The sequence below is a fragment of the Microbulbifer elongatus genome (assembly GCF_021165935.1).
GTDB lineage: Bacteria > Pseudomonadota > Gammaproteobacteria > Pseudomonadales > Cellvibrionaceae > Microbulbifer > Microbulbifer elongatus.
On sequence record NZ_CP088953.1, the window covers coordinates 494,155 to 515,920 of the forward strand.

14 protein-coding genes are annotated in these 21,766 nt (G+C 60.0%); 5 read left to right on the forward strand and 9 right to left on the reverse strand.

Annotation, left to right across the window (positions count from 1 at the left end):
• Nucleotides 1-12: 12 nt before the first annotated feature.
• Nucleotides 13-1,557, reverse strand: a complete 1,545-nt coding sequence (locus LRR79_RS01925; RefSeq protein WP_407665225.1) for an NAD(P)H-hydrate dehydratase — start codon at nucleotides 1,555-1,557, stop codon at nucleotides 13-15.
• Nucleotides 1,558-1,693: 136 nt separating this feature from the next.
• Here LRR79_RS01925 and queG point away from each other — a divergent pair, with 136 nt between their 5' ends.
• Nucleotides 1,694-2,821 carry a tRNA epoxyqueuosine(34) reductase QueG gene (queG, locus tag LRR79_RS01930; protein ID WP_231758747.1) on the forward strand — a complete coding sequence of 376 codons (1,128 nt, stop codon included), beginning with the start codon at nucleotides 1,694-1,696 and terminating at the stop codon, nucleotides 2,819-2,821.
• Nucleotides 2,822-3,252: 431 nt separating this feature from the next.
• Here the strand turns inward: queG and orn are convergent, their stop codons facing one another.
• Entirely contained in the window at nucleotides 3,253-3,795 is a 543-nt protein-coding gene (gene orn, locus LRR79_RS01935; RefSeq protein WP_269455093.1) for an oligoribonuclease, read from the reverse strand.
• Nucleotides 3,796-3,919: 124 nt separating this feature from the next.
• Here orn and rsgA point away from each other — a divergent pair, with 124 nt between their 5' ends.
• The 4 genes from rsgA (at nucleotide 3,920) to LRR79_RS01955 (ending at nucleotide 8,310) form a co-directional block, all read left to right on the forward strand.
• On the forward strand, nucleotides 3,920-4,951 hold the full coding sequence (gene rsgA / locus LRR79_RS01940; protein WP_231758748.1) for a small ribosomal subunit biogenesis GTPase RsgA: 1,032 nt from the start codon (nucleotides 3,920-3,922) through the stop codon (nucleotides 4,949-4,951).
• A gap of 30 nt (nucleotides 4,952-4,981) precedes the next feature.
• Nucleotides 4,982-5,788: a sulfurtransferase gene (locus LRR79_RS01945; RefSeq protein ID WP_231758749.1), complete on the forward strand. Its 807-nt coding sequence runs from the start codon at nucleotides 4,982-4,984 to the stop codon at nucleotides 5,786-5,788.
• Between the two features lie 251 nt (nucleotides 5,789-6,039).
• Nucleotides 6,040-6,891 carry an archaetidylserine decarboxylase gene (asd, locus tag LRR79_RS01950; protein ID WP_231758750.1) on the forward strand — a complete coding sequence of 284 codons (852 nt, stop codon included), beginning with the start codon at nucleotides 6,040-6,042 and terminating at the stop codon, nucleotides 6,889-6,891.
• A 210-nt stretch (nucleotides 6,892-7,101) separates the two neighbouring features.
• A complete protein-coding gene (locus LRR79_RS01955) occupies nucleotides 7,102-8,310 on the forward strand; it encodes an MFS transporter (protein WP_231758751.1) in 1,209 nt (402 codons plus the stop codon).
• 5 nt (nucleotides 8,311-8,315) lie between these two features.
• On the opposite strand, the gene LRR79_RS01960 is transcribed toward LRR79_RS01955, so the two are convergent.
• The 7 genes from LRR79_RS01960 to pilQ all read right to left on the reverse strand — a co-directional run bounded on the left by LRR79_RS01960 (nucleotide 8,316) and on the right by pilQ (nucleotide 21,766).
• Nucleotides 8,316-9,698 (reverse strand): HD-GYP domain-containing protein, encoded by a 1,383-nt coding sequence (locus LRR79_RS01960; RefSeq protein WP_231758752.1) that lies wholly within the window; start codon nucleotides 9,696-9,698, stop codon nucleotides 8,316-8,318.
• A 300-nt stretch (nucleotides 9,699-9,998) separates the two neighbouring features.
• Nucleotides 9,999-11,081: a uroporphyrinogen decarboxylase gene (hemE, locus tag LRR79_RS01965; protein WP_231758753.1), complete on the reverse strand. Its 1,083-nt coding sequence runs from the start codon at nucleotides 11,079-11,081 to the stop codon at nucleotides 9,999-10,001.
• A gap of 487 nt (nucleotides 11,082-11,568) precedes the next feature.
• Nucleotides 11,569-12,987, reverse strand: a complete 1,419-nt coding sequence (locus LRR79_RS01970) for an FAD-dependent oxidoreductase (protein WP_231758754.1) — start codon at nucleotides 12,985-12,987, stop codon at nucleotides 11,569-11,571.
• A 15-nt stretch (nucleotides 12,988-13,002) separates the two neighbouring features.
• On the reverse strand, nucleotides 13,003-17,454 hold the full coding sequence (gltB, locus tag LRR79_RS01975; protein ID WP_231758755.1) for a glutamate synthase large subunit: 4,452 nt from the start codon (nucleotides 17,452-17,454) through the stop codon (nucleotides 13,003-13,005).
• A 398-nt stretch (nucleotides 17,455-17,852) separates the two neighbouring features.
• Nucleotides 17,853-18,938 carry a 3-dehydroquinate synthase gene (gene aroB, locus LRR79_RS01980; protein ID WP_231758756.1) on the reverse strand — a complete coding sequence of 362 codons (1,086 nt, stop codon included), beginning with the start codon at nucleotides 18,936-18,938 and terminating at the stop codon, nucleotides 17,853-17,855.
• A gap of 84 nt (nucleotides 18,939-19,022) precedes the next feature.
• Nucleotides 19,023-19,544: a shikimate kinase AroK gene (gene aroK, locus LRR79_RS01985; protein WP_231759966.1), complete on the reverse strand. Its 522-nt coding sequence runs from the start codon at nucleotides 19,542-19,544 to the stop codon at nucleotides 19,023-19,025.
• Entirely contained in the window at nucleotides 19,544-21,766 is a 2,223-nt protein-coding gene (gene pilQ / locus LRR79_RS01990; protein ID WP_231758757.1) for a type IV pilus secretin PilQ family protein, read from the reverse strand. The genes aroK and pilQ overlap by 1 nt, the downstream gene beginning before the upstream one ends.

Sequence of the window (21,766 nt, forward strand, 5' to 3'; positions counted from 1 at the left end):
AGTTTACCCGCTTCAGTCCACAAGACCGCGAATATGCGGCAGCAGATCGGTGGCCAACAGACCGCGCTGACCATCGGCCGCCGCGCGGTTGCCCGCTTCCCCATGTAGCCAGACACCCAGACGGGCCGCTGCCGGCAGTTCCATGCCCTGACCAATCAGCGAGGCGATCACCCCGGTCAGCAGGTCGCCCATACCGCCGGACGCCATACCCGGGTTGCCGGTGTTGATCACCTCGACGCCGTCGGCGTGGGCGATCACCGTGCCTGCCCCTTTTAATATCACCACGCCGCTGAATTTTTCCTGAATTCTGCGCGCCGCCGCGACCGGGTCTGCGCTCACGTCAGCATTGGCAATACCTAGCAAGCGCGCGGCCTCGCCGATGTGCGGGGTCAGCACCCAATCATCGCGCTTGAACCCGGCGAGCACGCGGCCACCGGCGAGAATATTCAGCGCATCCGCATCCACCACCAGTGCTGCCCTGGCGCGACCGGCGCGGGCCAGCAGTTGCTCGCTCCAGGGAGACTGGCCAAGCCCCGGGCCCACCGCAATCACGTCCGGGGTTTCCAGCAGCGGCTCCAGCTCCTGACCAGACACCACCGGATGCGCCATCACTTCCGGGCGGCGAGTAAGCGATGCCATCACGTGTTCAGGGCGCGTGGCCAGGGAGATCAGGCCGCTGCCACTGCGCGCCGCAGCCTCCGCCGCCATCATCGCCGCGCCCCCAAAGCCGTGGTCACCACCGACGATCATCACATGGCCAAACTGGTTCTTGTAGCTATCCGCGGCACGCGCGGGCAACCGCTGCAGGCTCGCGCCGGTGTGACGGGTCAGCAGCGCCGGCACCTGTGGATAAATATCCGCGGCCGCGCCCAGATCCTCGAATACCACCTCGCCGGTCACCGCGGGACCGCGCCCCAGAAACAGGCCCGCCTTGCGGCCGATAAAAGTCACGGTGGCATCCGCGCGGACCACGCCGTCCGCGGTCTGCACAAAGCCGCTGTCCGCACTGAGCCCGGAGGGCAGGTCCACCGACAGCACCGGGGCGCCGGCGCCGTTGATATGGGCGATGGCGCTATCCATGGGCGCGCGCAGGGCCCCGCTAAAGCCGGTACCCAGCAGGGCATCTACCAGCACGGTGTTTTTATCCACCGGGGGCATGTCGTCGAGACGGGTCACCAGTGTGGCGCCCTCGCGCTCGGCAAAGCCGTAGGCCTCCAGCGCTTCACCCTTGAGCCGGTCTTTGGGTATACCGACAAAGACGCTCACCGGAATCTGGCGCTGGGCGGCGAGCCCGGCAATCACATAGCCGTCGCCGCCATTGTTGCCACCACCACAGAATACCTGGATGCCACTCACCTCTGGCCAGCGGTGGCGCAGGCAGTCAAAAGCCGCGCGGCCAGCCCGCTTCATCAGGGCGATGTCGGGGATCTGCTGCTGGCGGATGACCAGTTGATCCAGCTGGCGCACGGCCTCGGCGCTGTATAGCTTCTGCGCTAACTTCTGCGAGGGTTTCTGCGCGAGGGTGCCGTCCGGGGTCATTGAGTATTGGCTATCCATAAAATCTGTACTGCTTCCGACTGTGGTCAATTTTTAAACTGTGGCAAAATACCGGCAAATTATACCGCCTCAACCCGGCAACCGCCGCACGCGGCCAGCGTCAATTTCACGATCACTCCGGCACAATGACCCCAGCATGACCGAACCCGTCCAGTCCCAGCCCTCCGCCGACCTCATGGCCGACCTGGCCGCACAGATTCACGTGTGGGGGCGGGAGCTGGGGTTTCAGCAGGTGGGCATTACCGACTGCAATCTGCAGCAGCATGGCGAGCGCCTGCAGGCATGGCTGGACGCGGGCTATCAGGGAGATATGGCATGGATGGGTGCCCATGGTGAGAAACGCTGGCGACCGGAGCTGCTGGAAGAGGGCACTATCCGGGTGATCAGCGCACGGTTGGATTACCTGCCCCCGGACACCCAGCCGGTGCAGGTATTGAAAGACGCCAGCAAGGCCTATGTTTCCCGCTACGCCAACGGCCGCGATTACCACAAGCTGATCCGCAAGCGCCTGGCGCAATTGGCCCAGCAGATTGATCGCTATTGCGAGGCGCACGACATCGCCAGCGGTGGCCGCGCGTTTACCGACAGCGCGCCGGTGATGGAGCGGGCATTGGCGGAAAAGGCGGGGCTTGGCTGGATTGGCAAGAACTGTATGGTGATCAACAGCCAGGCGGGCAGCTGGTTTTTCCTCGGTGAAATCTTCACCAACCTGCCACTGCCGGTGGAGGTGAGCGAGCAGCCCAATCAATGTGGCGAGTGTACCGCCTGCCTGAAAGTCTGCCCCACCGATGCCTTTGTCGATGCCTACACCCTGGATGCGCGCCGTTGTATTTCTTACCTGACCATCGAGAACAAGGGCCCGATCCCGGAAGAATTCCGCGAGGCCATGGGTAACCGGGTATTCGGCTGCGACGACTGCCAGATCATCTGCCCCTGGAACAAGTTCGCCACCCCCTCCAGTGAAAAAGACTTCCATCCGCGCCATGGGCTGGACAGTGGTGCGCTGGTGGATCTGTTCCGTTGGTCGGAAGAACAATTTCTGAAGAAAACCGAGGGTTCGGCAATTCGCCGGATTGGGTTTGAGCGGTGGCAGCGGAACCTGGCTGTTGCCCTTGGCAATGCCGATCCTGCACCGGAAATTTTTGACGTTTTAGAGGGGGCTCTGGATTCTGCAACACCGTTGATTGCCGAGCATATTGAATGGGCTTTGGAGCGGCTGCGCAGTGGGCGACGACGGAAGCGGAAGATCAAACGGGACTCGTAGAACTTCTATCTAATAACAACCACCTGACTCAGTGGTATCCGGTGCTCTGCCTGTGCCTGGGTGGCGACTGGGCACCTGGTGCGGGTTTTCAGGACCGAGCTAGGCGCCCCCCTGTGAACCCATCCCTGGGAGCTGCGGCGCAAACATCCTGTTTGCGACGCTCCTGAAAACCCGCACCAGGCACCCAGCCTTAGCATCAAACATTTCTCCTTCGTAAGCGGGCAATACAGCCGCCCCCCGAAAACCATAAGCTTACGAAGTACTGAGGCTCAAATCGAAGGTGGAGTGGCGGGGATCTGTTTTCAAAAGCGTCGGCGACAGGGACGTCGCCGACGCAGCGTACAGGGATGTATTCACAGCGATTTTGAAAACAGATACCCGGCGCTCCGCCGCCACTGAACCTGCTTCCAAGCCACTAATACCACTGCGGCTCAACTCATACGGAAAAAGTGCTCACGATAGTGCTTAAGCTCGTTGATCGAATCGTGAATATCATCCAGCGCCAGATGGGATGACGTTTTCTTAACGCCCTCCAGAACATCGGGACGCCAGCGACGAGCCAGCTCCTTGACCGAGCTGACATCCAGATTGCGGTAGTGAAAATAGCGCTCCAACAGCGGCATATACTTCACCAGAAAACGGCGGTCCTGACCGATGGAGTTGCCACACATGGGCGAGGCGCCCTCAGGTACCCACTGGCCAAGAAACTCGATCGTCTCCCGCTCCGCCTCGTGTTCACTGATCCGGGACTCCTTCACCCGGGTCACCAGACCAGAACCACCGTGCTGCTCCGTATTCCAGTCGTCCATCGCATCCAGCAAAGCATCAGACTGGTGGATCGCCATCACCGGCCCCTCCGCCAGCACATTCAGGCGGGAATCCGTCACCACCGTTGCAATCTCGATGATGCGCTCCTTCTCGGGATCGAGGCCGGTCATTTCCAGATCGATCCAGATCAGATTATTCTGATCCACAATAGTCTCCTTAACAGCCGCAGACGGCAGTGACCCACTGGTTAACATGAGGATAGCGGGCAAGTTACCGCAACCATCCACCGATGCAAGTTATAATCCGCCGCTTTCCACAACCCGAATCCTCATGAGCAAGCGCAAACTCAACCGCCGCCAGCAGTGGCGTATCGCCAAAATCCAGCAGGAGCGGGAAGCCCGCGCGCGCAAGCGGGAGGAAAACCTCGACCAGGCCGCGGAAGAAGGCGACCTGGGGCCGGAGCAGACCGGGCTGGTCATTGCCAACTACGGCAGCCAGGTGCTGGTAGAGAGCGATGTCGACAGCGAGCTGCGACAGCGCTGCCATATACGCGCCAATATCGAAACCCTGGTCACCGGCGACAAGGTCGCGTGGAACCCCGCCACCGGCGAATCCACCGGTGGCCTCGGTGTTGTCGGCGCGCGCCTGCCGCGCCATTCCGAGCTGCAACGCCCGGACCGCTACGGCGACATGAAGACCGTCGCCGCCAATATCGATCGTATCCTGATCGTCATCGCGCCCTATCCCGAACCCTTCGCCAACGCCATCGACCGCTACCTGGTGGCCGCGGAAACCACCGGCATCCAGCCGCTGCTGCTGCTAAACAAGATCGACCTGATCGACGACAGCAATCGCGCAAGCCTCGAAGAACTGCTCGCGCCCTACCCCGATCTTGGCTACCCGGTACTCCGGTTATCCACAAAGAGCGGCGAAGGCCTCGACGGGCTGCTGGACACCCTCGCCCAGGGCACCAGCGTCTTCGTCGGCCAGTCCGGTGTCGGCAAATCCTCCCTGATCAACGGACTGCTCCCAGGCACCGACGCCCGCACCGGCGCACTGTCGGAGGCCACCGGCAAAGGCACCCACACCACCACCGCCGCGGAACTGTTTCATCTGCCCAGTGGCGGTGATCTGATAGACTCCCCCGGCATCCGCGAGTTCGGCATCTGGCACATGAGCGAACAGGAACTGCTGGAAGGCTACGTGGAGTTTCGCCCGTTTATCGGCTACTGCCGCTTTCGTGACTGCCGTCATCAGGGCGAACCCGGCTGCGCCATCCAGGAAGCTCTGGAGCGCGGCGACATCAGCCAGCGGCGTATGGACAGCTTCCTGCACCTGCGCAACAGCCTGGAAAGTGAATAAGCAACCGCCACAGAACATTAGGAACCCCCAGTGAGCCAAATCCCCCTGATCCTGGAACCGGAGCAACTGGCCCCACTCCTCGAGCACGAGGAAATCCGCGTAATCGACCTCAGCGCCCCAGCCAACTATCACGCCGGCCACATCCCCGGCGCCCTCGGCCTCCCGTTCCAGGCCCTTATGGCCGGCACCCCACCTGCCCCGGGTAAACTGCCCTCGGTAGAGCGCCTCACCGAAGTCATGCGCGCCATCGGCCTAACCCCGGAAACCCACATTGTCGCCTGCGACGACGAAGGCGGCGGCTGGGCCGGACGACTGCTGTGGACCCTGGACGTCATCGGCCACAAAAAATACAGTTACCTGAACGGCGGCATGGTCGCCTGGAAAAACGCCGGCCTGCCCCTTTCAGCCGAAGAAGCCACCGTCACCCCGAGCGATATCACCGTGGAAATCGCCAACGACGCGCCGATGATCGACGCGCAACAAATCCAGCAGCGCCTGGAGCAAAACGACCTGCAGATCTGGGACGCCCGCTCCCCCGCCGAATATACTGGCGAACGCATTGTCGCCATGCGCGCGGGGCACATTCCCGGCGCGATTAATTGTGAATGGACGCAATTGATGGATCCGCAGCGGGATTTGCGTATTCGCACCGATGCGAAAGAATTTCTCGCTGCACTGGGGATTGATGGGGAAAAAGAAATTGCGACCCACTGCCAGAGCCATCATCGATCGGCGTTTACCTGGTTGGTGGGGAAATCTCTTGGGTTTCCGATTGTGGCTTATCCCGGCTCCTGGAGTGAGTGGGGCAACCTACCGGATACGCCGGTGGAAAATTAAGGTTAGCGCCATCGTTCACTGGATTCCCGCCTTCGCGGGAATGACGATGCCAGATGGTTTGAACCCTCTATCTCGCTAACGAAGTACAAGAATTTAAATCGCAGGTCAGGTGGCGGGGATTCGTTTTCGAAAGCGTCGCAAACAGGATGTTTGCGACGCAGCGCCCAGGGATGGGTTCACAGCGGTTTCGAAAACGAATACCCGGTGCCTGGCCGCCACAGAACTACAACTAACGGGACCCCGTAACTTAAATGCACCCGAAACTGTTTATCTTCCTGCAATACATCACTCCCCAGCACCTGCTCTCGCGCGCAGCTGGATGGCTCGCGGAAACCCGCATCGGCGGTATCAAAAATCCATTCACCAAATGGTTCGTGGAAAAATACAAAGTCGACATGAGTGAAGCACTCGAGGAAGACTACACCGCCTACACCTGCTTCAACGACTTCTTCACCCGCGCGCTAAAAGACGGCGCCCGCCCCATCGTCGAAGGTGAAAACACTATCGCCGGCTGCGCCGACGGCGCCATCAGCCAACTGGGTGAAATCCACAACGGCCGCATATTCCAGGCCAAAGGCCAGGACTACAGTCTGCTCGAGCTGGTAGGCGGCGACCCCGAAGTCGCGGCGCCGTTTACCGGTGGTAAATTCGCGACCGTTTACCTCTCGCCAAAAGACTACCACCGCGTACATATGCCCATCGACGGCGTACTGCAACGCATGATCTACGTCCCCGGCGAACTGTTTTCGGTCAACACCACTACCGCAGCAAACGTACCGCGCCTGTTTGCCCGCAACGAACGCCTCGTATGTATCTTCGACACCGCCGCCGGCCCCATGGCCATGGTCCTCGTCGGCGCCATGATCGTCGCCGCCATCGAAACCGTCTGGGCGGGACAGGTTGCGCCGATCAAACGCGAGATCCGCACCACCCGCTACGACGAACAGAAACCCATTGCGCTGAAAAAAGGCGAGGAAATGGGTCGCTTCAAACTTGGCTCAACCGTGGTGCTGCTATTTGGTGCCGACAAGGTAAATTGGCTCGAAAGCCTCGCTGCGGAAACCCCGGTGAAAATGGGCGAGCATTTTGGGGACCTTACTTAAGCATTCGCTTCCCCAACCCCCGACGCGAAGGACACAAGTCAACGCTAAGGTGTCGATACCGGGTAGGTGTTTGCGAGACCTTCTAAAACAGGGACGTTTTAGAAGAGCCCCCATGGATGGGTTCACGGCGTGTCTCGCAAACACCTACCCGGTAGCGGCACCGCCACGTAACGTCGATCACGCGTACCACCAACACATTCGCAAGTACCCATGCCTCCAATTCCCGCCTTTATCCGCAGCAACCCAAAGCTCGCTTTTTTCGCATTGCTCGCCGTCGCCGCATCCGGCTTCGGGCAGACATTTTTTATCGCGATTTTTGGCGGTGCACTGAGGGAAGAATTTAACCTGAGCAACAGCTGGTACGGTGCAAGTTACAGCGGCGCCACACTGTTATCGGCATTCGTTCTGTTAGGCGCAGGCACCCTGGTGGATCGCTGGCCACTGAAGCGCGTGGCCGCGCTCGGTGTTTTACTGTTGTGCGGGGGATGTCTGGTACTGGCCTTCGCACAATCCGCCTGGATGCTACTGCCGGGATTTTTTCTGCTGCGCTTCGCCGGTCAGGGATTTATGACCCATATGGGGATGACGACCGCGGGGCGTTACTTCACCGCCAATCGCGGCAAGGTGATTGCACTGGCCGCGCTGGGGTTTCCCATAGCCGAGGCACTACTGCCCACCAGTGGCTCCTTGATTATCGAACACAGTGGCTGGCGCAGCGTCTGGTTGCTTGCCGCGGGCCTATTGCTGCTTGCGGTATTGCCCACACTACTGTGGCTCGCGGGTGATGCAGGAAAGGAAAGTCCGCAGGAAGCACAGGAAACTTCCCTGGACGCCGGCGACTACACCCGCGCACAGGTACTCCGCGATCGCGGGTTCTGGTGTCTGCTGCCCGCCGCGCTGATGACACCGTTTGTGGTCACTGCCGTGCTGTTTCACCAGGGTGCCATTGCCGATGAACGGGGCTGGTCGCTGTCGGTACTGGCGGGCGCTTTCGGGGGCTATGCGGCGGGACATTTGCTCGCACTCTTCTTCGCCGGCGGTCTCGTGGATCGCTTCGGCGCGCAGCGCAGCCTGCCACTCGCGCTGCTGCCGATGGTTGGCGCACTGGTACTGCTCGCCTTCAGCAGTGCTCCCTGGGTGCCCTACGTTTACCTCGCGCTCATTGGCATCGCCCAGGCCGGCACCGGGACGGCGGGCAGCGCGCTGTGGCCGGAGCGCTATGGCAGCACGCACTTGGGTGCGATTCGGGCGGTTTCACAGGCCAGCATGGTGTTTTCAACCGCGGCATCACCGCTGCTGATCGGGCTTCTACTGGATAAGGGAATCAATGTGATGGGGGTTGCGCTGCTGCTTGCGGCCATCGTGGTCGCTGCAAGCCTGTTAACGCTCATGGCGCCACTGACGGCAAAACAACAATAACCTAATCAGCTGGAGAGACGTGGCGGCAGGAAGCGAGCAACAAATGCCGGCAGACGCTGCTCGTACAGATACTGGTCCCGGACCCTGGCCACATCAATGGCCGGGTAGCGGCTGGGGTCCATATCCTGCGTGATGGTGATCAGCCCCACCTCGGCGAGGGATTTCTTGCCCTTTTTCACCAGCGCCAGCTTGCGGTCATCATCCGCGGCCATATCGAACAGGCGCGGTTTCGCCAGCAGCTTTTTCTGTGCATCGGTAACCAGCATTACCTTCGGCTTCAGGCGGCGCTGATGGCTCTGCTCCACCACTACCGCAATCTCACCGGTGGAAAGCTCCACCTGAGTGCCGGTGGGATAAAGGCCGATGGACTGGATAAATTCCACCACCAGCTGCTCCTGGAATGCGGAATCGCGGAGCTCGTAAAGCTGTGCCACTGCTCTGGAAGGCGGAACGGGGAATTCGGCACCGCGCGGGTTGGTGGCTTCATCGTAAAAGGTCACGATGCCACACATGCGCGCCAACACCGGGATCTGGCCACCGCGCAAACCTTTCGGGTAGCCACTGCCATCGTACTGCTCTTTGTGGCACTGCACGATGGTCAGTACATGGCGGTCGATATTCGGATCGGAAGACAGCAGCTTTACGCTGTAATCCACAAATTTGCGATATTCCAGCTCCGCACGCGGATCGCGCTTTTCCGCCTTCAGAACCGTCTCGGGCAGGTAGAGCTTACCCACATCTTTCAGCAGTGTGGCAACGCCAAGCTGCACCAGTTCCTGCCGGCGCAGGCCGATATGCCGGCCAAACACCACCGCCCACACACTGGCGCGCACGGAATGACTGTAGGTTTGCTCGTCTTTTTCCCGCACCCGGGCCAGCCAGGAGAAGGCATCCGGACTGCGCAGCACACTGTCCACCATCTGCGACACGGTATGGTTGACCTGCGCGGTGGGGAGTGGCTGGTTTGCCTGCAACTGCACCATGACCTGGTGCATACCCAGGACAATATGCTCGTGCAGCTGGCGCGCCTTGGAGGCCTCCTTCCGCACCGGTTCAGGGGGTGCATAACTGTTGTGGCGGACCTGCACCGGTTTGCAGGGGATGGCGACGGGAATACGGCGGGGCGTGGTTTGGGTGGGGGCATCCTTTGCCGCAGACTCAGCAGCGCGGGTAATTCTGCGCAGTTTTACCCCCACATCACCGACAGTTTTCACCACATCCACGTACACATAGCGGCAGAACTTCTGCAGCTGGCGGATTTCCTCCAGGTCGCGGATATAGAAACCCTGCAATGCAAACGGGGTGCGCGTCCACGGGCGATCCAGGCGAGACACAAACATGCCTCGCTGCAGGTCTTCAACGAATACCTTCGTCTGTTGGATTGCCACTCGATAAGTGCCGTGTTAACCGTAGGGATCTTGTTTTTAAATATTCTTCACAACCAGGCCTGCGCAACGAACAGGCAGGACAGGCTGAATTTTCCGCGCACACGGGCAGCCCGCCCGACCAAAGCCGAGGCCAGTTGAATTGTCACACAAGTCTACCTCCCAGTAGACACTTTAATTGTGATGCACATCACGCAGGGCCGCGAAATTACCCACCAACTGGGGGCCAGCTGCGCAAAAGTAACCCGGGTGACACCAAAATCAACGAAACAGGTTGTCTGCGCTGACTCCGCCGGTGGCCGCTCACCCGCCGTGATACTGCCCGGACAACTCGACCACGGCATCAAACATGGCACCGGCGTGGGCGGGGTCGACCTTCGGGGTAACCCCGTGGCCGAGATTGAAGATATGTCCGCTGCCCTTACCGTAAGCCGCGAGAATGGTTTTTACTTCTTCGCGAATCCGCTCGGGGCTCGCCAGCAGGATGGACGGATCCATATTGCCCTGCAGCGCCACCTTGTCACCGACCCGGGCACGGGCCTTGCTGATATCCGTGGTCCAGTCCAGACCGAGCGCAGTAGCGCCGGTATCCGCCATCGCCTCCAGCCACTGCCCACCGCCTTTGGTAAACAGGATAACCGGCACCTGGCGGCCATCCTGCTCCTTGATCAACCCGTGCACGATGCGAGCCATATAATCCAGGGAGAACTCCTTGTAAGCACTGTGGCTCAGCGCCCCGCCCCAGGTATCAAAAATCTGTACCGCCTGGGCACCGGCACGGATCTGGGCGTTCAAGTAGTCGATCACGGAGTCCGCCAGTACGGTGAGCAGCTGGTGCATATCCTGCGGGCGGTTGTAGAGCATCTCCTTGGCGCGGGCAAAATCCCGGCTGGAGCCCCCCTCGATCATGTAAGTGGCCAGAGTCCAGGGACTGCCGGAAAAACCGATCAGTGGCACCCGGCCGTTCAGTTCACGGCGGATGGTGGTGACCGCATCGGTGACGTAGCTGAGGTCTTTCGCGGTATTTACCACTTCCAGAGCGGCGATATCGGCACTGGTACGCACGGGCTTTTTGAATTTGGGGCCTTCACCTTCCTCAAAATACAGCCCGAGACCCATGGCGTCGGGGATGGTAAGGATGTCGGAGAAGAGGATGGCGGCATCCAAGGGATAGCGCCGCAGCGGCTGCAGGGTCACTTCGCAGGCCAGTTCGGTGTTGCGACACAGATCCATAAAGCTGCCGGCCTTGGCGCGGGTGGCACGGTATTCGGGCAGATAACGGCCGGCCTGGCGCATCATCCACATGGGTGTGCGATCGACGGGCTGGCGCAGCAGGGCGCGGAGGAAACGGTCGTTTTGGAGGGGAGCGAACTGGGTATCGGACATGATCACAACGGCTGGGTAAATGGCCGGCCATTGTACTCTCGAGGTCACTTTTAGGACAGAGACTCGCCTGACTCCAGATTTATGTGGGTGATTGGGCTGCCCTATTAGAGCTTGGTGGTTCCTATTCGGGTGGCCCAGTGGCGGCTTTGCTACCGGGTGCACCTACGCGGGACACGCCGTAAACCCATCCCTGGGGGCTCGGCTGCGGCCGTCCTGGCCGCAGACGGTCCCGCGTAGGTGCACCCGGTATCAAAACCTTCGCATCAGACTATTGAGACGTTTGGAGCCACGGAGAAACCCGTCCGTGGCTCGGGTTAAACACTGCAGCCAGAATCGAAGGTGCTGATACCGAGAAAGGTTTGCCAGACCTTCCGCGAGAGGGACCTCGCGGAAGAGCCCCCATGGATGGGTTCACGGCGTGTCTGGCAAACCTTTCTCGGTAGCAGCACCGCCACAAAACCCAACTATCGGGACCACAAATCCAGTATTAAACCTCGAGGAAATCGAGGATTCCCTCGGCAGCCTGACGCCCTTCCCAGATAGCAGTAACAACGAGGTCAGAACCGCGAACCATATCGCCACCGGCAAAGACTTTTTCGTTGGAAGTCTGGAATTTGTATTCCTGCTTCTCAGGCGCAACAACGCCACCCCAGTCGGCCACTTCGATATTGTGGTCACCGAACCACTCAGCAGGGCTCGGGCGGAAGCCGAAGGCTACCAGTACGATATCTGCAGGGATGATCTCTTCGGAGCCGGGCACCACTTCCGGACGACGACGGCCGTTTTCATCGGGCTCGCCGAGCTTGGTGGTTACCACCTTAACGCCTTCCACCTTACCGTCACCGACAATTTCTACCGGTTGGCGGTTGAACAGGAAGCGAACGCCCTCTTCCTTCGCATTCGCCACCTCGCGGCGGGAACCTGGCATGTTCTCCTCGTCACGACGGTAAGCACAGGTCACGCGCTTGGCACCCTGACGGATGGAAGTACGGTTACAGTCCATCGCGGTATCACCACCACCCAGAACCACAACGCGCTTGTCTTCCACCGAAATGAAATCTTCCGGGCTCTTCTCAAAGCCCAGATTGCGATTCACATTGGCCACCAGGAACGGCAACGCATCGTACACACCCGGCAGGTCTTCACCGGGGAAGCCGCCTTTCATGTAGTTGTAGGTGCCCATCGCCAGGAATACCGCATCGTAGTCGGCCATCAACTGGTCGAAGGTGATGTCCTTGCCGATCTCGGTTTCCAGGCAGAACTCCACGCCCATCTCGGTAAAGATCGCGCGACGCTGCTGCATCACGGATTTTTCCAGTTTGAACTCCGGGATACCGAAGGTCAGCAGGCCGCCGATTTCCGGGTACTTGTCGAATACCACAGGCTGTACGCCATTGCGCACCAGCACGTCCGCACAGGCGAGGCCCGCGGGCCCAGCACCGACCACGGCGACGCGCTTGTCGGTCTTCTTCACCGCGCTCAGATCCGGGCGCCAACCCAGGGCGAAGGCGGTATCGGTGATGTATTTCTCGGCGTTGCCGATGGTCACCGCACCGAAGCCGTCGTTCAGGGTACAGGCCCCTTCACACAGGCGATCCTGCGGGCACACGCGGCCACACACTTCCGGCAGGGAGTTGGTCTGGTGACTCAGCTCCGCTGCTTCCATGATGTTGCCCTCGCTGATCAGGCGCAGCCAGTTCGGAATGTAGTTGTGTACCGGGCACTTCCACTCGCAGTAGGGGTTACCGCAGTCCAGACAACGGTGGGCCTGGCTGGCCACTTGCTTCTCGGTGTACGGCTGGTAGATCTCCACGAACTGGTTGGTGCGCGTGATGATGTCTTTCTTGGCGGGGTCCACTCGGCCCACGTCGATAAACTGAAAATCGTTGTTCAGACGCTGTGACATAAGTAAATATCCCCCTTATTCGCCGCGCTTGCGTACATCGGACAGCAGTCCGGCGAGGCTGGCAGCCTTCGGCTTCACCAACCAGAATTTGTTGAGGTAGTCGTCGAAGTTGTCCAGCAACTCCGCACCCCAGGCGCTGCCGGTTTCGGCAACGAACTCTTCGATCACTTCGCGCAGGTGACTCTGGTATTCCTCCAGGGCCTCGCTGCTGATGCGACGCAGCTCGATCAGCTCGTGGTTGCACTTGTCGAAGAAGTCGCGATCCATATCCAGCACATAGGCAAAGCCACCGGTCATACCGGCACCGAAGTTGACCCCGGTCTTGCCCAGCACCGCGACCATACCGCCGGTCATGTACTCACAGCAGTGATCACCCGCGCCTTCCACGACTGCGAAGGCACCGGAGTTGCGCACACCGAAGCGCTCACCGGCGCAGCCGGAAGCGAATAGCTTGCCGCCGGTGGCACCATAGAGACAGGTGTTACCGACAATGCTGGTTTCCTGAGAGGCGAATTCGCTGCCCTTGGGTGGACGGATCACCAGCTTGCCGCCGGCCATGCCCTTGCCCACGTAATCGTTGGCATCGCCTTCCAGGTACATCTCCAGACCGCCGGCGTTCCACACGCCGAAGGACTGACCGGCAACACCGGAGAGACGCAGTTTGATCGGCGCGTCCACCATGCCCTGATTGCCGTGGCGCTTGGCGATCTCGCCGGACAGGCGCGCACCGATGGAGCGGTCGCAATTGGTCAGCTTGAAGCTGAACTCGCCACCGGCCAGGTTTTCGATCGCGGGCAGGGTTTCTTTCACCATGCGCTCCGCCAGCAGACCTTTGTCCCAGGGCTCGTTCTTGGCCAGCTGACAGGTTTGCGGCTTGCTGTCGAGCAGCGGATCGGTGTGCAGCAGCGGTGACAGATCCAGCGTCTTCTGCTTGGCGGTGCGGCCTTCGAGCGTCTCCAGCAGATCCACGCGGCCCACCAGTTCATCCATGGTGCGCACACCCAGGCTCGCCATCCACTCGCGGGTTTCTTCGGCTACAAACCTGAAGAAGTTCATCGCCATTTCCACGGTGCCGATGTAGTGCTCGTCTCGCAGATCCTTGTTCTGGGTGGCAACACCGGTGGCGCAGTTGTTCAGATGACAGATACGCAGGTATTTACAGCCCAGCGCCACCATGGGCGCGGTGCCGAAGCCGAAACTCTCGGCACCCAGCATGGCCGCCTTGACCACATCCAGACCGGACTTCAGACCGCCGTCGGTCTGTACCCGCACATTGCCGCGCAGGTCGTTTGCGCGCAGGGTCTGATGGGTTTCCGCCAGGCCGAGCTCCCAGGGGGAACCGGCGTAGCGGATGGAGGTAATCGGGCTCGCCGCGGTACCGCCGTCGTAACCGGAGATGGTGATCAGGTCCGCGTAGGCCTTGGCCACACCCGCGGCAATGGTGCCGACACCGGGGCGGGATACCAGCTTCACCGAGACCAGCGCATCCGGGTTGACCTGTTTCAGGTCGTAAATAAGCTGCGCCAGATCCTCGATGGAATAGATATCGTGGTGCGGCGGCGGCGAGATCAGGGTCACACCGGGCACGGAATAGCGCAGGCGTGCGATTAACTCGTTCACTTTGCCGCCGGGCAGCTGTCCGCCCTCACCGGGCTTGGCACCCTGGGCAACCTTGATCTGCAGCACCTCGGCGTTAACCAGATAGTGCGGGGTCACCCCGAAACGGCCGGAGGCGATCTGTTTGATCTTGGAGACCTTGTCGGTGCCGAAACGCACCGGGTCTTCACCGCCCTCACCGCTGTTGGAGCGGCCACCCAGACGGTTCATGGCCTGGGCCAGCGCCTCGTGGGCCTCCGGCGACAGGGCGCCGAGGGACATGGCGGCGGAGTCGAAGCGGCGCAGGATATTTTCCGCGGGCTCCACTTCATCCAGGGGAATGGGCTGCACGTCTTTTTTCAGGCCCAGCAGGTCGCGCAGGGTGGCGACCGGACGCTGGTTGATCAGGGTGGCGTAATCGCGCCAGGCGCCGTAGTCACCGGTGCGTACCGCTTCCTGCAACGCCTTCACCACATCCGGGTTGAACGCGTGGTACTCCTCGCCGTAAACGAATTTGTGCAGGCCGCCAGGCGAGACTTTCTTGCGCGGTTTCCATGCCAGTTGCGCGCGCGCGCGCATATCGTCTTCCAGCTCTTTAAAGCCGGCGCCCAGTACACGGGCGGGGGCTTCCGGGAAGCACAGATCGATCACGTCCTGAGACAGGCCCACCAGCTCATACAGCAGCGCGCCGCGGTAGGAAGCGATCGTGGAGATACCCATCTTCGACAGGATCTTCAGCAGGCCCTTGATGATGCCGTTGCGGTAATTTTTCTGCGCGGTGGCGGCGTCCAGCAGCAGCTCACCGGTTTCGATCAGGTGATTGATGATGCTGTAGGAGAAATACGGGTGCACCGCGGTGGCGCCCACGCCAATCAGACAGGCCAGCTGGTGAGAGTCGCGCGCGGTGGCGGTATCCACCACGATATTGGAGTCGCAGCGCAGACCGTTGTGCACCAGGTGGTGGTGCACTGCACCGGTGGCCATCAGCGCGTCGATGGGCAGCTTGCCCTCTTCGATGTCGCGATCCGACAGCACCACGATCACGGTACCGTCCTCACGCACGGATTCCGCGACATCACTGCACAGTTTCTCGATGGCGCTTTTCAGATCCAGCTGTGCTGGGTCGTAATTCAGATCGAAGACTTTCGCGGTGAACTCTTCGCGCCCCAGATCCAGCAGCGCGGTGTATTTCATGTGCGAAAGTACCGGGGAAGACAGGATCACGCGGTCGGCGTGTTCGACGGTTTCCTCGAATACGGATTTTTCACGGCCCAGGCAGGTCTCCAGGGACATGACGATGGTTTCCCGCAGCGGGTCGATGGGCGGGTTGGTCACCTGCGCAAACTGCTGACGGAAATAGTCGTACAGACAGCGGTTGCCCTCGGACAATACCGCCATGGGCGTATCGTCGCCCATGGAGCCCACCGCTTCCTGACCGGCTTCCGCCAGCGGGCGGATGACCTGGTCACGCTCTTCCAGGGAGGAGCTGAACAGCTTCTGGTAAACCTTGAACTGGTCGATGGAGAAGTTGTTATCCACCGGCGCCGTGACCAGGGTGGAACGGATGCGCCGCGCCTTTTCCTTCATCCACTTTTTGTAGGGCTGGGCTTTTTTCAGCTCACCGTCCACATCTTCCGTATGGCGCAGCTCGCCCTTTAGGGTATCCACGGACAGGATCTGACCCGGCCCCAGACGCCCCTTGGCCACGACATCCGCGGGGTCGTACTGGTAAGTGCCCACTTCCGACGCCACGGTAATGAAGTCGTCCTTGGTGATCACCCAGCGGGACGGGCGCAGGCCGTTGCGGTCGAGGGTACATACCGCGTGACGGCCATCGGTCAATACCAGACCGGCGGGGCCGTCCCAGGGTTCCATATGCATGGAATTGTATTCGTAAAAGGCGCGCAGGTCCGAGTCCATGGTATCCACGTTCTGCCACGCCGGTGGTACCAGCATGCGAATGGCGCGATGCATATCGATACCGCCAACGGTGAGCAGCTCCAGCATATTGTCCAGGCTGGAGGAGTCGGAACCGACGCGGTTCACCAGCGGCTTCAGCTCGGACAGCTCCGGCAGCAGATCGGTAATGAACTTGTTGGTACGCGCCACAGACCAGTTGCGGTTGCCGGTAATGGTGTTGATTTCACCGTTGTGGGCGAGCATGCGGAACGGCTGTGCCAGCGGCCAGCGCGGCATGGTGTTGGTGGAGAAGCGCTGGTGGAACACGCAGATGGCGGTTTCCAGACGCGGGTCTGCCAGATCCGGGAAGAAAGCCGGCAGGTCTGCAGGCATCATCAGGCCTTTATAGGACAGCACCGATGTGGACAGACTGCCAATATAGGTGGCCTCTGTCAGTTGCTGCTCGGCCTTGCGCCGCGCGACAAAAAGACGCGCATTGAACTGTTGCTGCTCCAGTGGGGCATCAGCATTGTTAATCAGCAGATGCTCGAAGCGCGGCAGGCTCTCCTTGGCAATGGGCCCCAGGCAATCTTCGTTGGTGGGCACCACGCGCCAGCCAGCCACACGCAGGCCCTGCTCGTGCACCGCCGCTTCCAGAATCGCGCGGGCGCTGGCGGCTTCGCTTTCGTCCAGTGGCAGCATGATAGAGCCGACCGCGTACAGGTCGGTCAGACCCTGGCCAAACTGTTCCTTGGCCACGGTGCGCAGAAAACCGTCTGGCTTCTGCAACAGCAGACCACAGCCGTCACCGGTTTTACCATCGGCGGCAATACCGCCGCGGTGAGTCATGCAGGTCAGCGACTCAATCGCTGTCTGCAGTAACTTGTGGCTGGTTTGCCCCTTCAGGTGGGCGATCAGTCCAAAGCCACAGTTATCTTTGAACTCATCCAATCGATACAGACCGCTACCCATAGAATTCCTCAAAGTGTTATCGCTCCCCCGTACGCCCTGACCGCCCGCTTGCGCGCATTGACAATCAGTTCACAGCCGGACGGCTATCCCAGGGGGTATATTTATCTACTCTCAAGCCAAAAGTGCCGCAGATGTCACTAAATTTTCTGTACCCCAATGACAAAAAAAGCCCGCGTGAGGGGCTTGGGGTTACTCGCTTTATGCGAGCCTGCGCTTGTTGTTATCGGCTCATATCCCCGGCTTTCACCGAGGGGGCGCGCAATATTACTCGTGCCCCCCTGCAATTGCAAGATTCGCCAGTTTTTTCCGCTGTTGGCGGCAGGTTTAACCGATTTATCTTCTTTTGACACCCACTGCCGTCAAAGAATCCTCACTTTGGTAGTAAAACTACAAAACTGTCATCGAGCACCGCAGGCGCGCAGGGCCTCTATCAGCTGCTCCCTGGGCGTATCGTCGATAATTTGTGCATCCCCCAACGCCCCGAGCAATACCAGACGCAATTTGCCATCCTGCACCTTTTTATCCACAGACATCGCGCTCAGGTAATCGTCGACGGTCATATCTTCGGGGGATTGTTGCGGCAAATTCGCCTGACTTAGCAGGGTGCGTAAGCGCTGGACTTCGTTTTCGCCAACCCACCCGCGTAGACGCGACAGCTCGGCCGCCATCGCCATACCCGCCGCCACTGCCTCTCCATGCAGCCATTTACCGTAACCCTGTACCGCTTCGATAGCGTGGCCAAAGGTATGACCGAAATTGAGAATGGCGCGACGGCCCGACTCCCGTTCGTCGTCGGCGACCACCGCCGCCTTGTCTTCACAGCTGCGCTTCACCGCGTACGCCAGCGCCTGAGGATCCCGCGCCAATAGTTTGTGCATATTCTGTTCCAGCCACTCAAAAAATGGCTGGTCGCAGATCATGCCGTACTTGATGACTTCGGCAATACCCGCTGACAATTCGCGATCCGGCAGGGTACGCAAGGTATCAATATCGATCAGTACCAATTGCGGCTGGTAGAAGGCACCGATCATGTTTTTCCCCAGTGGGTGATTCACACCGGTTTTGCCGCCCACCGATGAATCCACCTGGGACAGCAACGTGGTCGGCACTTGCACAAAATCCACCCCCCGCTGATAGCAGGCGGCAGCGAAACCACTCATATCACCAATAACACCGCCGCCCAGCGCGACAATAGTAGTGGAGCGGTCGTGGCGCTTTTCCAGCAGGGTGTCGAATACCCGGTTCAGAGTATCCAGTGTTTTGAAGGCTTCACCGTCCGGCAACTGAATGGAATCCACTTTGGCGAAGCCCCGCAGGCTCGCGAGCACCTTTTCCAGATACAGCGGTGCAATGGTTTCATTGGTGACGACCAGTACCTGGTTGCCGCGAATGGCCTGTTCAAAGTGGGATGGATCATTTAACAGCGCGGAACCGATCAGAATCGGATAACTGCGCTCGCCCAGGTCAACGTTCAGACGGTGCATGGTTACTCCCTAACGTGCACGGAATAAAAGTGAGGGGAAAATCGAAGCAAGGGTAATAAAGGTGATTGGAACCGGGGACCAGCGTCAGCCGACGTCTTCCCCTTGCAACCGGTCCGCCACCATCTGTGCCGCCTGCTTGGGGGTACAGTGGTCGGTATCACATACCAGATCCGCTACTTCCGCGTAAAACGCCTCGCGCTGCTGGAGAATTTCCGCCAGTTTTGCCCGCGGATCTTCCACCTGCAATAGCGGCCGGTTGCTGTTTTTGGAAGTGCGCTCTACCAATTGGTCGAGGCTGGCCCGCAAATAGACCACAAAGCCCTGTCCTTTCAGCAAGGTGCGGTCTTCCGGCATCAGAACGATACCGCCACCCGTGGCCACCACCTGGGTCTCCCCATTGCACAGTTCCGCCAGCACCTCACTTTCGCGACGGCGGAAGCCCGCCTCCCCTTCCACATCAAAGATCCAGGGAATATCGGCGCCGGTGCGGTCTTCAAGCACTTTATCCGAATCGGCAAAAGGCAGCCCGAGCTGGGCTGCCAGTAATTTGCCGATGGTGGACTTGCCGGCCCCCATGGGACCGACAAGAAAGATGGGCTGGGTAATCACTTGCTGAAGGAGAGGAACTCGTCCTGCATGATCCGCGGGGTGATAAAGATCAGCAGTTCGCGCTTGTCTTCCTGTTTGGTGGTGGTTTTGAACAGGTGACCCAGGAAGGGAATATCTCCCAGAACCGGCACCTTCACCTCACCCTCGATCGCCGTTGCCTCGAAGATACCACCCAGCACAATGGTCTCACCATTGGCCACCAGTACTTTGGTCTGCAGAGAGTTCACATTGATGGCCGGAATCTGTGCCCCGGTGATCACGTTGGTAAACAGCTCACCGACACTATTCTGGTCGATGTTCAGGTTCATGATGATGTTGTCATCCGGGGTGATCTGCGGCGTGACGTTCAGCAGGAGCACCGCCTCTTTGAAGGTCACGGATGCCGCACCAGAAGACGTCGCTTCCAGATAGGGGATTTCCACACCGGAGCGAATGCTCGCTTCCTGCTTGTCACCGGTCACCACCTTGGGCTGGGAGACGATCTCCGCCTTACCCACGTCCTCCAGGGCAGACAGCTCCAGACCCAACAGGAAATCTTCCTTCAGGATGGCATAGGCCACACTGCCGGCGGGGTTGCTGACCCCAAGATCCACCAGCATAGGATCGTGCAGAGTTTGCGGTGCAGACAGGTCCGGGCCATTGCCGTCACCGTCAGAAATTCCTGGCAGCTGTGAGCCGGAGCCGATACCGATCGAATCATCACTGATATTGTGATCTTCCAGATAGCTCCAGCGTACCCCCAGGCTCTTTTCGAAGTCGGTATTCGCGGTCACGATACGCGCTTCGATCATTACCTGGCGAATCGGAATATCGATCGCACCGATCAGGTCGCGGAACTGGGCGATCTTCTCTTCGGTATCGGTCAGGATAATGGTGTTGGTGCGCTCATCGACAATGGCGCTACCGCGGGAGGACAGAATGCTGCGGCCGTCCTGCTGCTCCTGGCCGCCAGCAAAGCTACCCTGCCCAAAACCGCCACCCTGGCCACCCTGGTTACCGGCAAACAGGGTAAACAGCTCCCGGGCATCGGCATAACGGATCTGGATATACTCGGTACGCAGCGGCGCCAGCTCCTCCAGCTGTTTACGGGTTTCCAGCTCACGGCGCTCGCGCTCGGCAATTTCCGCTGCCGGTGCCACCATGATCACATTGCCTTCCTGACGTTTGTCGAGACCTTTGGCCTTCAGAATCAGCTCCAGCGCCTGATCCCAGGGCACACCGTCCAGGCGCAGGGTAATGCGGCCCTGAACGGTATCACTGGCCACCAGATTGAGGTCGGTAAAGTCCGCGATCAGCTGCAGCACCGAGCGCACTTCGATGTCCTGGAAGTTCAGCGACAGTTTTTCGCCAGTGAACTGGAATTCTTTTTCCTTCTCACGAACCTGAGCCACGGTCAGCGGTTTTACGCTCAGCACGTACTCGGTGTCCGCCTGGTAGGCCAGGTAGTCGTATTCGCCATCATGGGGGTCGACGGTGATCACCGTATTGCGGCCGTCGTAGTCCACACTGATGGCGTTTACCGGAGTGGCGAAATCGGTAACGTCGAGACGCTGACGTAGCGACGGCGGCAGCTCGGCACCGAGGAAAGTCAGTACGATTTTGCCACGGGTGCGCTCCACGTCGATATTCACCGCCGGATCGCTCAGGCTGACAATGACCTTGCCCTCACCGCCTTCACCGCGACGAAAATCCACATTGTCGATACCTACATTGCCCGCAGGCTTGAACTGGGCGTTGCCACCGATATTGGTGCTGCTGTGCACCGGCGCCGTGGTTACCGCAGCGGTAGTGGCAGCATCAGCGCCCACTTCCAGTACCACCTGATTGCCAACGCGCTCGCTGGTATACACCGGCAGCTCATCCAGATTCAGAATCAGGCGGGTACGGTCCTCACCGGACACAATTACCGCGCTGCGCGCGGCTCCGATATCCATGCTGTACTTTTTCTGTGGCAGTACGCTCTCCACCCCGGCGAAGTCCATCACGATACGCGCGGGCTGCTCGATGGTGTAACCGGTGGGCTCCGGCGGCACATCACTGAAGGTGAGGCGCAGCTGCAGGCGGCTTCCCGGCAGCTCGGAGAACTGGATGTCATTCAGCTGGCTGGCCATAGACGGCGCCGCCAGCGGCAGAATCATCAGGCCCAGCAGCAACGCTTTCGCGCGCGGCAGCCTATTGGCTCCCCATGCCAATACACTGGCGAGTTGCTTGGTGATCAT

Excerpts from the sequence above, each read along its gene's own strand:
- LRR79_RS01925 (WP_407665225.1), bottom strand. The coding sequence starts at position 1,557 with ATGGATAGCCAATACTCAATGACCCCGGACGGCACCCTCGCGCAGAAA.
- queG (WP_231758747.1), top strand. The coding sequence starts at position 1,694 with ATGACCGAACCCGTCCAGTCCCAGCCCTCCGCCGACCTCATGGCCGAC.
- rsgA (WP_231758748.1), top strand. The coding sequence starts at position 3,920 with ATGAGCAAGCGCAAACTCAACCGCCGCCAGCAGTGGCGTATCGCCAAA.
- asd (WP_231758750.1), top strand. The coding sequence starts at position 6,040 with ATGCACCCGAAACTGTTTATCTTCCTGCAATACATCACTCCCCAGCAC.
- LRR79_RS01955 (WP_231758751.1), top strand. The coding sequence starts at position 7,102 with ATGCCTCCAATTCCCGCCTTTATCCGCAGCAACCCAAAGCTCGCTTTT.
- hemE (WP_231758753.1), bottom strand. The coding sequence starts at position 11,081 with ATGTCCGATACCCAGTTCGCTCCCCTCCAAAACGACCGTTTCCTCCGC.
- LRR79_RS01970 (WP_231758754.1), bottom strand. The coding sequence starts at position 12,987 with ATGTCACAGCGTCTGAACAACGATTTTCAGTTTATCGACGTGGGCCGA.
- gltB (WP_231758755.1), bottom strand. The coding sequence starts at position 17,454 with ATGGGTAGCGGTCTGTATCGATTGGATGAGTTCAAAGATAACTGTGGC.
- aroB (WP_231758756.1), bottom strand. The coding sequence starts at position 18,938 with ATGCACCGTCTGAACGTTGACCTGGGCGAGCGCAGTTATCCGATTCTG.
- pilQ (WP_231758757.1), bottom strand. The coding sequence starts at position 21,766 with ATGATCACCAAGCAACTCGCCAGTGTATTGGCATGGGGAGCCAATAGG.